Raw genomic sequence first — 15835 nt, forward strand, 5'->3', positions numbered from 1 at the left:
CCTTTAGATTCGTTTTTTCAAAACGGCGTTTTTTTCCTGCTCGCTCGCTTTTTCTATCGCTTCAAAACTCCCAAAATAATCCAATAATTTTTTCACGCTGGCTTCTCCTATGCCCTTTTCTTTTAAAAGAGCGATTTGTTTCATGTTTTTAAGTTTAGTGGATCTGTGGAAGTTTATCGCATACCGGTGGCTTTCATCGCGCAATTTTTGCACCCATTGCAAGCGTTTGTCGCTAGGGAGCAATTTAAAAGTATTGCTAGGCGTATGGATAATGTCTTTAGCGCCCCCTTTAGAACGATAAGCTTTAGAATCCCTTTTTTCTTTAGAAATAGCGATCACTTCTACAAAACTCCCGCTGCTTTTTAAAATTTCTAAAGCGATGTTTAATTGCGCCCTCCCTCCATCAATCACCCACAAATTAGGCGGTGGCTCTTTAGCAAAATCTAAAGCCCTTCTGGTGAGCAATTCGCTCATTTGAGCGTATTCGTTAGAGCCTTTTAGATGGTAGCGCCGGTAAGAGTTTTTTTGGAAGGCGTTATTTTCATACACGACCATTCCCCCCACGCATTGGCTGTTTGAATGGTGGCTTGTGTCAAAAATTTCCACCCTATAAGGCACGCACTCTAAATTGAAAAGCGATCGCACTTCTTCTAAAATCCAATCTTCATTAGAGGTTTTTTCTTGGCTAAAAATCTCTTGAGCGTTTTTCATAGCGATTTCTATTAAAGCGAGCTTATCGCCTTTTTTAGGAATGCTAAGAGCGATTTTTTTAGAGTATTGGTGAGAGATAAACTCTTGCAATTCTTTAAGCACCTCATTAGAGCAAGCGCTCAATAAGATCTGTTCAGGCATCAAAGGCAAATGCAATTGGTAATGGTTGATAATGGCTTGTTTCATCGCTTCATCGGTGTCAAACCCATTGAGGGAGTGGATTTTTTCAAACGCTGAAGAAATGATTTTACCCCCACGCATAAACATTTTCACTAACACCGCCTTATTGTTCCTACCATAAAAAGCAAAAATATCCAAATCGTAGAGTTTGGCCAAATCCATGCAAGTGAAAGGGGCGATTTTTTGGATTTTTGCAATCCTATCCCTGTAAATTAGGGCTTCTTCAAAACGCAAATTGCTAGAAAGGCGCTCCATTTTCAATTCAAGCTCTTTGATGAGTCTGTCTTTATTTTCAATCATTTCTAAACATTCTTTAGCGATTTTTAAATACTCTTCTTTAGTGATTTTATCCTCGCATGGGGCTTTACAACGCTCTATTTGATAAAACATGCATGCCTTTTTATCCTTGATGCAATTTTTCTTTTGAACCAACGGGAGCAACTCATACAAGCTGTCCAAAATATCCTTAGCCCCGCTCGTAAAAGGGCCAAAATATTTAACGCCAGGCTGTTTTAAAATTTTTCGTGTGATTAAAGGGATAGGGAAATCAGTGGAAAAATCCATGTAAATATAAGGGTAAGTTTTATCGTCTCTTAAAAGAATGTTGTATTTGGGCTTGAGCTGCTTGATTAAAGAATTTTCTAAAATCAAAGCGTCTTGCTCGTTTTCCACTAAAATGGTTTCTAAAAAAGCGATTTGTTTGACCATCATTTGGATGCGTAAGCTTGCGCGATGATTGGGCGTGATTTCATTATTATGGATAGAAAAATAGCTTTTGATGCGCTTTTTTAAGTTTTTTGCTTTACCGATATAGAGTAATTGGCGGTTTTTATCAAAATATTGATACACGCCACTGCTATTAGAAAGGTTTTTCAAACTGGACAATAAATCAGCCATTCATTCCTCAAAAAAACTGCGTTGGTAGTGGATCAAAGCGCGCGCTTTTTCAAAACATTCATGCAAACGAGCGTCTTTAATGGGGTTATGGAACAACCCTAAAGCGCTAGGGCGAAAAAAACGGGCTTGTTTTTTAATGGGGGCATAAAAATTGGCTTTTTCTAAGGAATCTTTAGGCACATAACCTAAAATTTCTAACCCATTCAACCCGTCAAACCCATAAGCATGCCCTTGCGTGTTTAAAAAATGGCTGATTTCTTTAGCGAATCGTTGGTTAAATTCCTTAGAAGCCCAAAGATCTTTAAACGCAAAAAGCAATTTCGAGTCTTTTATGAAGATAAAAAGCAAATTTTCTTGTAAACTTAAGGGCATAAAAACCTTAAGCTTTTTGAGTTTCAAAAGAGTTTCAAGCTTTTTATAAGACTTTTTTTGAATGAGTAAGGAGAAAATATTTTGTTCCATAAACTGATCTTAACATGCTTTTTAACGCTTGTGGCGCTAACGATTCAAGCTTGTGGCTATAAAGCCCCCCCATTCAATGAAAAACCTGCTAAAAAAACTTCAAACAGCTCTAATTCTTCTATGCAAACGCCCACCAATAACACAACGCCAGAATTTTTAAACGAGCCTTAAAATCATTGCTCTTGTTTAAGGGCTTTGATTTCTAGGGTTTTTGTGGCTAACTTTTGCGCCTCTTCATCATCATGCGTTACCATAATGAAAGTAGCGCAAGAATTTTGGTGTATCTCTTTGATGAGATCCTGCAAATTCTTACGATTAAAACTATCTAAAGCGCTAAAAGGCTCATCTAATAAAATGAGTTCTGGCTTGTGGATAATCCCCCTAATAATGCCCACTCTTTGGGCTTGCCCCCCGCTCAATTCATTAGGGAATTTATCCATAAGGCTCTCATCTAACCCCATTTTTAACGCTAAGGCTTTGGCTTCTTTTTGAGCGGCTTGTTTGTTTATTCCTTGTAAATTAAGGCAAAAGGTCATGTTTTGCATGGCGTTTAAATGAGAAAATAAGGAATTGCCTTGAGCGATATAGCCTATTTTTTGGCGTAAAAAAGCGTTGTTTGAAAGGGTCTCATTAAAGATTTTAACGCTCCCAAGATTAGGTTTTAAAAGCCCTAAAATCAAGCCTAAAAGCGTGCTTTTACCGCTCCCGCTCTCCCCTAAAACGCATAAAAAATCCCCTTTTTCAATGCTTAAATTAAAATCCTTAAAAACAGCGCGATTGTGGTAGTTAAAAGACACATTCTCTATCGTAACGATTTCTTTCATGCTATAACCCTAAGCTTTCTAAAAAATCTTTAGCCACTATTTGGGGGCTTTTTTTCAACGCTTCCACCTGATAGTTTAAATCCTGCATTTTCTCATCGCTAATTTTTGCATTCAATTTTTCTAAGATTTCTAAGGCTTTAGGATACTTTTTGATAATTTCTTTTCTCATAACAATACCGGCCTGATAATTGGGGAAAAACCCTTTATCGTCCTTAAGCACCTTTAAATCCAGCTCTTTGATTTGAGCGTCTGTAGTGAAGACATCTAAAGCGTTGATCTTATGGGATTCAAAACTCTTATAACGTAAATTAATATCCATTTCATGCAAACTTCTAAAATGAAAGCGATAAGCTTTCACTAAGCCCTTAAAAGCGTCCTCTCTTTCAAAAAAGTCAAACTCCGCTCCAAAATCAAAATTTGGGCTATGAAGGGCTAAATCGCTGAAAGTTTCAATCGCGTATTTTTGAGCGTCTTCTTTAGAAATCGCTAAGGAATAGGTGTTGTTAAAGCCCAAAAGTCCCACCCATAAAAGATTAAATTCCTTCTCATAACGCTTTTTAATCGTTTCAAAATCCACTTTTTGCGTCAAAGGGTTTTTGAGCGTATTCACCCAAGCGGTGCCGGTATATTCCACATACAAATCAAAATCGCCCCTAATTAATGCCGGATGGATATTCATCGTCCCCCCACCAATGCCAAACGCCCGCTTGATAGGGATATGGTGTTTTTCTAACAAAAGGCTTAAAATCTCGCCCAAAATATACTGCTCACTGCTAGGTTTTGTCGCTACGACTAAGGGTTTTTCTTCTATGGCGTTTCTAGGAATGAGCCATAAAGCGCTCGCTAGCAATAAAAAAAGAAACACCGCTAAATTAAGATAAACTCTTCTTTTTTGTTTTTGGGTGGCGTTTTGAGAAAATAGGCGTTGCAAAGCGTTTTCATGCTGAAAGACGCTCACAAATTTATCCGCTAAAACACTAAAAAGAGCTATGATCAAACTGCCAGCCACTAAAAGCGTGGTGTTTTGCGTGTTTAGCCCTCTAAAAATCGCCTGCCCTAAGCCTCCAGCCCCAATGAGCGCCCCGATCCCAGCCATCGCCACTAACATCACCACTGCAATCCTTAAGCCCACTAAAATTTGGGGGACAGCGAGCAAGAAGTACACCCTAAAAAACAACTCTTTGGGGTTACACCCTAGCCCAATAGCAGCCTTAATCACCTCTTCTCTCACCTCTTTTAAAGCGTTATAAGTACTATGGACAATGGGTAACAAGCCGTATAAGACCAACACTAAAAGCGCGTTTTTTAACCCCACCCCAATCACAGGAATGAATAACGCGAATAACGCCAGCGATGGGATGGTGTAGAGGAAATTCACCACAGGGAGCAAAAACGCCCTGGCCTTTGAGTTATAAAACACAAAAACCCCAATCAAAACCCCAAACACCAGAACGAGAAGACTAGAAAGCGCAACGATGATAAAATGCTGCGCGAGCAAGTCTATAAAGTAAATGAAGCGATCATGAAATTCTTTTATCAAATATTTTACCACGCTTATTTTTAATACTATGGCAACTAAATGCTGCGTAGCCACATCTACAAAATGGAGCAACCATTCATACAATTCTTTGATCAATTGTTTAAAAACGCCCATGTTTGGCAATTATAACCAAACTTATTTGAATAAAGGGGTTTTAAAACGCTAAAGGCATTTTTTAATATTGGTTGTAGGTTAAAACTGAAAGGTGCGTTTGCCTAAATTGGTGCTCACTTCTATCCATAGGGGCTGGTTTTCGCATAAAATTTCATAGGCTACGCTTTGATTCCTCACTAAAGAAACGCTTTTAGGCGTGGGGTAGAGCGAGCAAGAACGCCCTTGATTGATGTCAATTTTTAAGATAACCACGCTCTCCACCACAGCGCTCACCTTTAAATAATACGACTCCCTAGCCCCTTGCCATTCTAAATAGGGCGTTTCTTGGGGGACAATCTCTAACGCCACCAAAGGGCTTTGAGCCAGTTTCAAGCGCGTTTTTTGCTCCTGCTCTTTTAATTCTTGTTCTCTGTTGATCCCTTTATCAATCAAATCAAAAAGGTTTGAAGAAGCGTCCTTTTCTCTAGCAACAAGGCTCGCTAACAACAAAAAGATTGACAAAAAAATTCGTTTCATGCGATTCATTCTTGCTGTTTGTGGGGATTGAATTCTTCATCTAAAATAGAATGGATCTTGCTCAAATCGTTCGCATCGGTTGAAAAAAAGATTTCCACGCGATTGTTTTTCATTCTGTTTTCTAGGGAATCATTAGGCGCGATAGGGTTGGTAGAGCCGTAAGAAGAAAAAGACAATTGGTTAGGATCCACGCCGTATTGCATAAGGACTTTCATCACCCTATAAGCGCGATTGGCGGCTAATTCATAGTGGCTTTTAAAACGGGTTTTAGTTAAAGGCGTATTATCTGTAAAACCTCTCACATTAATATGCACCCTTTTAGGGAGTTTTTGAATGATTTTAGCGATCCGTTCAAGATAAAGCATCATGTCTTGATTGATGGCGTCTGATGTGGCGTTTTCAAACAGCAAACTAGAGGGGAGCTTTAAGATAGAGCCTTGATCAATTTGCTCTAAAACACTGCCTTCGCCTTTGCGAGCGATAGTGGCTTTTGTTTCGGTATTTTGCGAAGCCGGTTTGGAGCTTTCGCTTGCCATTTGCTCTTCTTCTTTCCCTGAATCAGGGGGGATCACTACAACCGGCTGCATCGCCTCTGGCTTAGGGGCGTAATTAAAAATCTTAATAAATTCGGTTTTTAAGGCTTCCACTTTGGATTTATTGACCGCTGAAATGGCATAAAGAGCGATAAAAAGCGCGAGCAACAACGACAAAAAGTCCGCATAAGGAACCGCCCATTTTTCGCCGGCGGGGCATTCGGTGGGTTTGTTTTTCTTAGCCATCTTTAGCCCTCAAATTGAGATTTTTTAGGCTCACCGGGAGCGATGTAGTTTAAGAGTTTGTTTTCTAAATCCCTTGGATTTTCCCCATTAGCGATGCCTAAAATCCCCTCTAAAAGAACGGTTTTTTCTTTGATAATGTCTTTAGATTTAGCTTTGAGCTTATGCCCAAAAGGGCCAAAAATCGCATAAGCACACATAATCCCTGTAACAGTAGCCGTAAAAGCCCCAGCGATCCCTGCTGCCATTTCAGCCGGGTTGTCTAGTTTTTGCAAGGCTAGCATAAGCCCCATAACCGCCCCCACTAACCCCATAGTAGGAGCGGTCTCACCGGCCGTCTCCCAATAATGAGCGGCGCCGTGGTAATACTCTTCCATTTCTTCAATGCTGATTTCTAAGCTTTCCTTAACGGATTTCAAATCCTTGCCATCTATGATCATAGACAAGCCGTTACGGGTGAAATCGTCTTCAATTTGCGCCACTCGCCCCTCTAAACTCAACACCCCATCTTTTCTAGCCAGAGTGGCTAATTCCACTAAATTTTTAATGGTTTCGTTCAAATTGATTTTAGGGTTTAAAAAAACAATTTTTATCTCTTTGTAAGCGGCTTTCACGTAACGAGCATGCGTGCCTGTCATGGCGGCAAAAAGCGAAGTAGGCACAATGATAATGACTGAACTCAAATGGATAATGTGTAACGGGTTGCCATCTTCTAAAATATCGCCTAACGAAATAGAAGCGACCGCCAATACCAAGCCTAGTATGGTTGATAAATCCAAAACTTACCCCTTAATCTAAATTTCATAATCTTGTAAATGCGTGATTTTATGCGTGCCACAAACCCTACAATCAGGGTTTTTGGGTGCTTGAATTTTTTTAAAATCCATCGTTTTAATATCGGCTATAAGTAAAGTATTTATAAGTAAAGTTTCAAACCCTAAAAAATATTTAAGGCATTCGCTCGCTTGGATACACCCTAAAACTCCAGGCAAAACCCCAAAAAGCCCTGAAGTAGGATTTAATCCCTTTTTAGGGGGCTTATCAAAAACACACGCTAAGCATGCACTATGGGGTAAAACGCTCATGCTTTGCCCCCTGTATTTTAAAACCCCGGCATGCGAATAGGGTTTTTGGGCTAACACGCAAGCGTCATTGATCAAAAATTTAGCGTTGAAATTGTCTGTAGCGTCTATGATAAAATCGTAAGGTTCTATGAGAGAAAGAGCGTTATGAGCCTTAAAGCGTTCTTCAAAAGCCTCTATTTCAATGCTAGCATTGAGTTGTTTTAAGCGCGCTTTCGCGCTAGAGGCTTTAGGTTGGTTTAAAAAATCCTGTGAATGGATGATTTGGCGTTGCAAATTACTCATATCCACCACATCAAAATCTACAATACCTATTTTTCCTATCCCAGCAGCACACAGATACATCAAAACCGCTGATCCAAGCCCCCCAGCTCCAATGACTAAAACGCTAGATTGTAAAAGCTTCAATTGGCCTTCTTCGCCCACATCTTCTAGCATGATATGGCGCAAATAACGCTCTTTGTCTAGCCGGCTTAACAATTAAGCCATCCTTGAAACCCAAATTTTAGAATGCTCTCTTTCGGCAAAAAAACTCGTCTTATCCCCATGCCCTGGATAAATCTCTATGTCTTTAGGGAAATCTAAATTTTGAAACCTTAACAGGGACTCTTTCATGTCTTTTTCATTAGAATAAGGGAAATCATAGCGGCCAATACTGCGATAAAAAATAAAATCCCCACTAAAAATCACCCCTTCTATTTCTATGATAGAACAACCGGGCGTGTGTCCGGGAAAATGCCAGTATTTAATGGCAGTGTTTTCTATCTCTAAAGTGGTGCAACCCTTATTGCAAGGCACGCTAAAATTGGGGCTAAAAACCGGCATGCCTAAATGGAAAATATCATTTTCTAGCATGAACACATCATCTTTGGGGGCGTAAATGGGGGTGTTTTTAAGGAGTTTTGACAATTGAGCGCTATCCCACACATGATCATAATGCCCATGCGTGATTAAAATCGCCTTAGGGTTTTTGGCGTTTTCTAACACCCATTCGCTGCTAGAAAATCCGGGATCGATAATAAAATCTATCCCACTAGAAAGCTTCACAATATAAGCGTTTTCTTCCACCGCCCCGCATTCTCGCCTTAAAATTTCCAAACTCTAAACTCCCTTCAAACTAGTTTTAAAAAGTCATTATGATTGAATATCATAGCGCAAAAATAAGGCGATTTTGACTAGAATAGCACTCTATATATTGTTGGTTGAGATGAGTTTGAATAAAAGGAAAATCGTGCGATCGTTTGGGAATTACATGCAAGAATGGCTTTATGGAGAAAAAGGGTATTACAGAAAGGTGCTAATCGGTCAAAAAGGGGATTTTTACACTTCGGTGTCTTTGAGCAAGTTTTTTGGGGGCGCTGTTGCGTTTTATATCATCAAGCTTTTAGAAGAAGAAAAATTATTTTTGCCTTTAAAAATTGTAGAAATTGGCTCTCATCATGGGCATTTTTTGAGCGATATAGCCAGTTTTTTAAACGCTTTGAGCGTGGGCGTAATGGAAAAATGCGCGTTTATCAGCTGCGAGCCTTTAAAGGAATTGCAAAAACTCCAACGAACTATTTTCAAGCAAGCCACGCAATTGGATTTGATGATCTGCGATCTGAAAGATCTAGATTTCAAGGGACATGAAAGTGCGTTTGTTGTCTCTAATGAATTGTTTGACGCGTTCGCTTGCGAGATCATTAAAGATAACAAAATGCTTTTTATTACCCATGATCATCAGGGCGTTTGGGGCAATATTGATGAACCCACTAAAGAACTTCTTAAAAATTTGGATTTAAAACAAGGGTGCGCGCCGTTATTTTTAGAGGCTTTTATTAAGGATTTGTTAGCAAAATTGAATGAGGCTTCTTCTTGGGTGTTTTTGAGCTTTGATTATGGCGATGAAACAGAGAGAAAAGACATGCATTTAAGGGCTTTTAAAAACCACCAAGTATTAGATTTTAAGGATATTTTAAACAATCTGGCTTCTTTGTATCAGCAAAGCGATTTGACCTATGATGTCAATTTTTCTCTGGTGCGCTTTTTGTTTGAAAAACACCACGCGCAATTTTCATTCTTTAAATCGCAGGCTAACGCTTTATTGGATATGGGGCTTATGGGATTGTTAGAAACATTTTCAAAGAGCGTGGGTTATGAAAGGTATTTAAAAGAAGCGGCTAAAATCAAGCCCCTAATTAGCCCTGGGGGTTTAGGGGAGCGTTTCAAAGCGTTAGAGTTCGTGAAAAAAAAATAAAATGTAAATTAAAAGCGTTTTTACAATCTAATAATAATTAATAATAATAATAAAGAGCTTGCGTATTTTTAAAGGGGGAAAGGTAAGAGCGTCAGGACATTTTAATGAAAAAGTTGATTAAAATGCTAAGTTATAGTAAAGAAGGAAGGAATATAATACGCCTTTCGCTCTTACCTTAAGCGGCATTATACCAAAAAAAAAAAAAAAAAAGATGTTATTTGAGCTTTATTTTTAACATTCTGTTTTTCTTTTTTATAAAATGAAACACTTTTTGAGTTTATTTATTTATTTAATATTGGTGTTTAAAAGAAAGAATTGCTATAATTTGAAATAATTTAAGCCTATTGATGGGATAAAGGGGGTTTTTTGAAAATTTTTCTTTCTTGCAAGTCTTTGTTGATTCAAAGGAGTTTGGAATTTTATTTGAGCGATTGCCTCTCTCCTATGGGAGTTTGCGACTTTGTTTTAAGCGATGATGAAACGCTAGAAACCGATAAGCCCCTATGCTTTATAGAAGATCGTTTAAGAAAGCCTTTCACCAAACAAAGCGTGAAAGAAGATATCAAAAATTATTACCACGCTTTAAAAGAGAGCGAAAAACCTTGCGAAGAAATCAAAATTTCTAAAGAGCAAAAGATCCAGCAATTGCTAGAAGAATACACCCAAAAACTATGCCAGATCATCAGCCAGTAAAAAAATTTAAGATTATTGGGGGGACTTGTAAGGGATTAGGCTTGAATTTGCCTAACGTTTCTAGCACGCGCCCCACGAAAGCGATCGTAAGAGAGTCGTTTTTTAACACCTTGCAAGCAGAAATTAGGGGGGCGCATTTTATAGAAGTGTTTTCAGGTAGCGCTTCTATGGGTTTAGAGGCTTTGAGTAGGGGGGCTAAAAGCGCGGTGTTTTTTGAGCAAAATAAAAGCGCTTATAAGACGCTCTTAGAAAATATTTCCCTCTTTAAAAACCGCTTGAAAAAGGAAATTGAAATCCAAACCTTTTTAGATGACGCTTTCAAGCTTTTGCCCACGCTGTGTTTAAAAAATGGCGTTTTGAATATTCTTTATTTAGATCCTCCTTTTGAAACAAGCGGGTTTTTAGGGATTTATGAAAAATGTTTTCAAGCTTTAGAAAGGTTATTGAAACGCTTTGATCCAGAAAATCTTTTAGTGGCTTTTGAGCATGAAAACACGCATGAAATGCCTAAAAGTCTCGCAACTTTAGCTATAATCAAACAGAAAAAATTTGGGAAAACCACTTTAACTTATTTTCAATAGGAATAGGCATGGCAGAAGAACAAGAAAATACCGCGCAACAACCCCAAAAAAAAAGCAAAGCCCTTTTATTTGTCATCATTGGAAGCGTGCTAGTGATGCTTTTATTGGTAGGGGTGATTATCATGCTGCTTATGGGGAATAAGGAAGAATCTAAAGAAAACGCTTCTAAAAACACCCAAGAAGTTCAAGCCAATCCTATGGCGAACAAGAATCAAGAGGCTAAAGAAGGCTCTAATATCCAGCAATATTTGGTGCTTGGGCCTTTGTATGCGATTGATGCGCCTTTTGCGGTGAATCTGGTCTCTCAAAATGGCAGACGCTACCTTAAGGCTTCTATTTCGTTAGAATTGAGTAATGAAAAGCTTTTGAATGAAGTCAAGGTTAAAGACACGGCGATTAAAGACACGATTATAGAAATTCTATCGTCTAAAAGCGTGGAAGAAGTGGTTACCAATAAGGGTAAAAACAAGCTTAAAGACGAAATTAAGAGCCATTTGAATTCGTTTTTGATTGATGGCTTTATTAAAAATGTCTTTTTCACTGATTTTATCATCCAATAATTTTAAATGATTGGCATAGATATTGTCTCTATTGCTAGGGTAGAAAAGTGCGTGAAACGCTTTAAAATGAGGTTTTTAGAGCGTTTTTTATCCCCAAGTGAGATTGTTTTATGTAAGGATAAATTTAGCAGTATCGCCGGGTTTTTCGCGCTTAAAGAGGCTTGCTCTAAAGCCCTTCAAGTGGGTATTGGTAAGGAATTGAGTTTTTTAGATATACGAATCTCTAAAAGCCCTAAAAACGCCCCCTTAATCACCCTTTCTAAAGAAAAAATGGATTATTTTAACATCCAAAGCTTGAGCGCGAGCATCAGCCATGACGCTGGTTTTGCGATAGCGGTTGTGATGGTTTCTTCGTTCAATTGATAAATAACGCATTCTAAAACCCCATAACATTCTGTTTTAAAAAACGCTTAGTGGCTGTTTGCAAAAAAAATAAAAAACGCAAAAAACCTTTTTCAAATCGTTTTGATAACAAATTCTAAATAAATAAAATCAAACTTCAAAATTTAAGCTAATTATTAAGAATTATTTTTATAATATGCATCGGTTTGAATTAAATAAGAAAGGTTATCATAATGAATGGTTATTTGAGGGTAAAAACCCCGTATTTTTTAGCGTTGGGTGCTTTGACTTTTTGGACTTTTAATTCTTTTATGAGCGCGAAAGATAAGCACCATTTTTTAAAAAAAGTTACAACCACCGAGCAAAAATTCAGTTCTAGCGCGCCGCTTTCATGGCAAAGCGAAGAGGTGCGCAATTCCACAAGCTCTCGCACGGTGATTTCCAACAAGGAACTCAAAAAAACGGGGAATTTGAATATTGAAAACGCCTTGCAAAACGTGCCTGGGATTCAAATCAGAGACGCTACAGGCACAGGCGTGCTGCCTAAAATTTCGGTGCGCGGTTTTGGTGGGGGCGGTAACGGGCATAGCAATACGGGCATGATTTTAGTCAATGGTATCCCCATTTATGGCGCGCCGTATTCCAATATTGAACTGGCGATTTTCCCTGTAACTTTCCAGTCAGTGGATAGGATTGATGTGATTAAGGGGGGAACGAGCGTTCAATACGGCCCTAACACTTTTGGAGGCGTGGTGAATGTCATCACTAAAGAAATCCCTAAAGAGTGGGAAAATCAAGCGGCTGAAAGGATCACTTTTTGGGGGCGATCCTCTAATGGGAATTTTGTCGATCCCGAGGAAAAAGGCAAGCCTTTAGCCCAAACTTTAGGAAACCAAATGCTGTTTAACACTTATGGGCGAACGGCTGGGATGCTAGGCAAACATATAGGCATTAGCGCTCAAGGCAATTGGATTAATGGGCAAGGTTTTAGGCAAAACAGCCCTACAAAGGTGCAAAACTACTTGTTGGATGCGGTTTATAAGATTAATGCGACCAATACTTTTAAAGCTTATTACCAGTATTATCAATACAATTCTTACCATCCAGGCACTTTGAGCGCGCAAGATTACGCCTATAACCGCTTCATCAACGAACGCCCTGACAATCAAGATGGAGGGCGAGCCAAGCGCTTTGGGATTGTGTATCAAAATTATTTTGGCGACCCGGATAGGAAAGTGGGGGGCGATTTTAAATTCACTTATTTCACGCATGACATGAGTAGGGATTTTGGGTTTTCTAACCAATACCAAAGCGTGTATATGAGCAGTCAAAACAAGATCTTACCCTTTAAAGGAAAGGGAGAAATTAGCGCGAAAAACCCTAATTGCGGTTTGTATTCTTATAGCGACACGAACAGCCCTTGTTGGCAATTTTTTGACAATATCCGCCGCTTCGTGGTGAATGCCTTTGAGCCAAAACTCAATCTTATAATCAATACCGGTAAAGTCAAACAAACTTTTAATATGGGAATGCGCTTTTTAACTGAAGATTTATACCGCCGATCCACCACCAGGAAAAACCCTAGCGTGCCTAATAATGGGAGTGGTTTTGATGCAGGAACTTCACTCAATAATTTCAACAATTATACCGCTGTGTATGTCAGCGATGAAATCAATTTCAATGACGGCATGCTAACGATCACGCCGGGCTTGAGATACACTTTTTTAAATTATGAAAAAAAAGACGCTCCCCCTTTTAAAGAAGGTCAAACAGGAAAAACCATTAAAGATCGTTATAACCAATGGAATCCAGCGCTGAATGTCGGCTATAAACCCATTAGGGATTGGTTGTTTTATTTCAATTACCAAAGAAGCTACATCCCGCCCCAATTCAGCAATATCGGTAATTTTGTAGGCACAAGCACGGATTATTTTCAAATCTTTAATGTCATGGAAGGCGGCTCAAGATATTATTTCAACAATCAAGTGAGTTTTAACGCGAATTATTTTGTGATTTTTGCGAATAACTATTTTACTGGGCGCTATGGGGATAATAAAGAGCCGGTCAATGCGAGATCGCAAGGAGTGGAGCTAGAACTCTACTACACGCCTATTAGAGGGCTTAATTTCCATGCGGCTTACACTTTCATAGACGCTAATATCACCAGCCACACAATGGTTACTAACCCTGCTAATCCTAAAGGGCCTAAAAAAGATATTTTTGGCAAAAAACTCCCTTTTGTCAGCCCACACCAATTCATTTTAGACGCGAGTTACACTTACGCCAAAACTACGATTGGGTTGAGCTCTTTCTTTTATAGCCGCGCTTATACAGATGTGTTAAACACCGTGCCTTTCATTCAATACGCGCCCACGATTAAAAATGGGGCTATCACTACCAAAACAGCGGGCATGACACCGTGGTATTGGGTGTGGAATTTGCAAATTTCTACCACTTTGTGGGAACGCAAAAATCAAAGCGTTAGTGCGAGCTTGCAAATCAATAACATTTTTAACATGAAATATTGGTTTAGCGGGATAGGTACTAGCCCTAATGGGAAAGAAGCCGCGCCTCCCAGAAGCATAACAGCGTATGTGAGCTATAATTTTTAAGGTTTGATCTTTAGGGCTGTAGTTGCTTAAGCAGTTGGGTATAAAAAACAACCCTTTGTTTTAAATGATCTCTTAGAGTGCGGTAATTAGGGCAAAAGGTTTTTACGCAACGCCAGAAATTTTTGGAATGGTTTTTGTGGATCGTGTGGGCGAGCTCATGGATGATGACATAATCAATCGCTTCTTTTTGGGCGCAAACCAATAAAAGGGCGAAACTCAAGCGGTTATGATAAGAGCAGCTCCCTAAAACTTTAGCGTTATTTCTAATGCTGAAATGGGTGTATGAAGTTTGCATTTTTTGAGCGATTAAGGGGAGTTTTCGCTCCAAATAAGTTTTTAAGATTTTTTTAAGCTCTGTTAGGGTGTAATCGTTGGCGTTTTTAACCTCATCAAAGATGAGGATTTTGTTTTTATATTTTTCTAGGTTAGTGTGCAAGAGCGAGTGTTTTTCTTGCATGCTTAAAAAGGTTTTTTTTAGCCAAGATTCTTGTTCTTTTAAAAAAGCACTCGCCCTAGCTTGAGGGCAAGAATCAGGCATTTTTAGAATCACTTCTAAAGAAGGCGTGATATTCAAGCTCAGGGTTTTGATTTTTTTACTTTTTTGAATGGTAATAGGAATATCATCTAACATGATGCGTATTTTACTAAAATTTGCGCTAGAATGTAAGTCTGTTTAATATTGATTTTATTTGTATTAAGAATTAAGGCTAACATGCGTGTTTTTATTATTCATTTAAGCCCCAAAACCTGTCAAAATTTTTCTTTAAAAGAAACTCATATAACCCCCCTTTTAGAGAGCCTTAAACTTCAAGGGATCTCTTATGAAATCTTTGATGCGATCTATTCTAAAATCTCTCCCACTCAATTACACCCCTTGATTTTAGAGCATTTGCACCCTTCTTTTATAATTGAAGATTTATTGGCTTTTTGTAAAGATAAAAAACACCCCCCTTGCACGTTCAAAAATTTCTTTTACGCGCTCAAGCATTGCGGGAAGAGGATGGGGTTTGGGGAGCTTGGGTGCTATGCGAGCCATTATTCATTGTGGCAAAAATGCATAGAACTCAATGAAGCGATCTGTATTTTAGAAGATGATATTGTTTTAAAAGAGCGTTTTAAAGAGAGCCTAGAGTTTTGTGATAAACACATCAACGAATTAGGCTATATCCGTTTGATGCATTTAGAAGAAAATGTGGCTAAACAAAAAACTCCCGTTAAAGGGGTTTCTCAAATCTTAAATTTTAAAGATGGCATTGGCACTCAAGGGTATGTTTTAGCCCCCAAAGCCGCGCAAAAATTATTGAAATACAGCGCGAAAGAATGGGTGATGCCCATAGATTGCGTGATGGATAGGCATTATTGGCATGGGGTCAAAAACTATGTGTTAGAAGAATTTGCGATTGCTTGCGATGAGATGAACGCTCAAAACTCCAACACAGAAAAACAAAGGCCTAAAAAATTACCTTTAAGCATTAGGATTGGCCGTTTTTTGCATAAAAGTGCGGTTAAAATCTTGGATAAAGTTTTTAGGTATAGCCCAAAATTAATCATTAGAAAAAACTAATCATTAGGCTTTGCAAACATTAGAATAAGTCTTTGAGCATTTCTTGCATGATAGGGGAAGTTTCATTCAATTGATTTAAAGATTTTAGCGATTTGTATCTAAATAAAACAATAAAGTAATAATCGTTATTAAACATGCTATATTT

The 15835-nt window shown here is 38.5% G+C and carries 18 protein-coding genes; 8 read left to right on the plus strand and 10 right to left on the minus strand.

Annotated elements, in window-relative coordinates:
• Positions 1-3: 3 nt before the first annotated feature.
• Both uvrC and HPB14_RS02575 read right to left on the minus strand, forming a co-directional pair.
• Positions 4-1788 carry an excinuclease ABC subunit UvrC gene (gene uvrC, locus HPB14_RS02570; protein ID WP_000774373.1) on the minus strand — a complete coding sequence of 595 codons (1785 nt, stop codon included), beginning with the start codon at positions 1786-1788 and terminating at the stop codon, positions 4-6.
• Positions 1789-2250 carry a hypothetical protein gene (locus HPB14_RS02575; protein WP_000437184.1) on the minus strand — a complete coding sequence of 154 codons (462 nt, stop codon included), beginning with the start codon at positions 2248-2250 and terminating at the stop codon, positions 1789-1791.
• Between HPB14_RS02575 and HPB14_RS02580 the strand changes: the two genes are divergently transcribed.
• Positions 2242-2421, plus strand: coding sequence for a hypothetical protein (locus HPB14_RS02580; RefSeq protein WP_000468797.1), 180 nt, complete (start codon positions 2242-2244; stop codon positions 2419-2421). The two genes, HPB14_RS02575 and HPB14_RS02580, sit on opposite strands and share 9 nt — an antisense overlap.
• Positions 2422-2423: 2 nt before the next feature.
• Here the strand turns inward: HPB14_RS02580 and egtV are convergent, their stop codons facing one another.
• From egtV to HPB14_RS02615, 7 genes are all read right to left on the minus strand, one after another.
• Positions 2424-3074 carry an ergothioneine transport ATP-binding protein EgtV gene (gene egtV / locus HPB14_RS02585; protein ID WP_000659424.1) on the minus strand — a complete coding sequence of 217 codons (651 nt, stop codon included), beginning with the start codon at positions 3072-3074 and terminating at the stop codon, positions 2424-2426.
• Position 3075: 1 nt separating this feature from the next.
• Positions 3076-4737, minus strand: a complete 1662-nt coding sequence (gene egtU, locus HPB14_RS02590) for an ergothioneine transport permease/ergothioneine binding protein EgtU (protein ID WP_001133294.1) — start codon at positions 4735-4737, stop codon at positions 3076-3078.
• A gap of 69 nt (positions 4738-4806) precedes the next feature.
• Positions 4807-5244: a hypothetical protein gene (locus HPB14_RS02595; RefSeq protein ID WP_001879940.1), complete on the minus strand. Its 438-nt coding sequence runs from the start codon at positions 5242-5244 to the stop codon at positions 4807-4809.
• 5 nt (positions 5245-5249) lie between these two features.
• Positions 5250-6023: a flagellar motor protein MotB gene (gene motB / locus HPB14_RS02600; protein ID WP_001085335.1), complete on the minus strand. Its 774-nt coding sequence runs from the start codon at positions 6021-6023 to the stop codon at positions 5250-5252.
• A gap of 2 nt (positions 6024-6025) precedes the next feature.
• On the minus strand, positions 6026-6799 hold the full coding sequence (gene motA, locus HPB14_RS02605; RefSeq protein WP_000366184.1) for a flagellar motor stator protein MotA: 774 nt from the start codon (positions 6797-6799) through the stop codon (positions 6026-6028).
• 15 nt (positions 6800-6814) lie between these two features.
• On the minus strand, positions 6815-7582 hold the full coding sequence (locus HPB14_RS02610; RefSeq protein WP_000952576.1) for a HesA/MoeB/ThiF family protein: 768 nt from the start codon (positions 7580-7582) through the stop codon (positions 6815-6817).
• On the minus strand, positions 7583-8200 hold the full coding sequence (locus HPB14_RS02615) for an MBL fold metallo-hydrolase (protein WP_000404702.1): 618 nt from the start codon (positions 8198-8200) through the stop codon (positions 7583-7585).
• Positions 8201-8333: 133 nt separating this feature from the next.
• On the opposite strand from HPB14_RS02615, the gene HPB14_RS02620 reads away from it, so the two are divergent.
• From HPB14_RS02620 to HPB14_RS02645, 6 genes are all read left to right on the plus strand, one after another.
• Positions 8334-9338 carry a class I SAM-dependent methyltransferase gene (locus tag HPB14_RS02620; protein ID WP_014658442.1) on the plus strand — a complete coding sequence of 335 codons (1005 nt, stop codon included), beginning with the start codon at positions 8334-8336 and terminating at the stop codon, positions 9336-9338.
• Between the two features lie 366 nt (positions 9339-9704).
• Positions 9705-10031: a hypothetical protein gene (locus HPB14_RS02625; protein WP_000688965.1), complete on the plus strand. Its 327-nt coding sequence runs from the start codon at positions 9705-9707 to the stop codon at positions 10029-10031.
• Positions 10010-10612, plus strand: a complete 603-nt coding sequence (gene rsmD, locus HPB14_RS02630; RefSeq protein ID WP_001112811.1) for a 16S rRNA (guanine(966)-N(2))-methyltransferase RsmD — start codon at positions 10010-10012, stop codon at positions 10610-10612. Before HPB14_RS02625 ends, rsmD begins: the two co-directional genes overlap by 22 nt.
• An 8-nt stretch (positions 10613-10620) precedes the next feature.
• The gene (fliL, locus tag HPB14_RS02635) at positions 10621-11172 is read left to right on the plus strand and encodes a flagellar basal body-associated protein FliL (protein ID WP_000797032.1); all 552 of its coding nucleotides are present in this window, start codon (positions 10621-10623) and stop codon (positions 11170-11172) included.
• Between the two features lie 6 nt (positions 11173-11178).
• A complete protein-coding gene (acpS, locus tag HPB14_RS02640) occupies positions 11179-11535 on the plus strand; it encodes a holo-ACP synthase (protein WP_000579210.1) in 357 nt (118 codons plus the stop codon).
• 212 nt (positions 11536-11747) lie between these two features.
• The gene (locus tag HPB14_RS02645) at positions 11748-14126 is read left to right on the plus strand and encodes a TonB-dependent receptor family protein (protein WP_001014835.1); all 2379 of its coding nucleotides are present in this window, start codon (positions 11748-11750) and stop codon (positions 14124-14126) included.
• 10 nt (positions 14127-14136) lie between these two features.
• On the opposite strand, the gene HPB14_RS02650 is transcribed toward HPB14_RS02645, so the two are convergent.
• Entirely contained in the window at positions 14137-14757 is a 621-nt protein-coding gene (locus tag HPB14_RS02650; RefSeq protein ID WP_000883257.1) for a M48 family metallopeptidase, read from the minus strand.
• Between the two features lie 81 nt (positions 14758-14838).
• Here HPB14_RS02650 and HPB14_RS02655 point away from each other — a divergent pair, with 81 nt between their 5' ends.
• A complete protein-coding gene (locus HPB14_RS02655; RefSeq protein ID WP_001263276.1) occupies positions 14839-15690 on the plus strand; it encodes a glycosyltransferase family 25 protein in 852 nt (283 codons plus the stop codon).
• The last annotated feature ends 145 nt before the right edge of the window (positions 15691-15835 follow it).

It is taken from the genome of Helicobacter pylori HUP-B14 (assembly GCF_000259235.1).
GTDB lineage: Bacteria > Campylobacterota > Campylobacteria > Campylobacterales > Helicobacteraceae > Helicobacter > Helicobacter pylori_CU.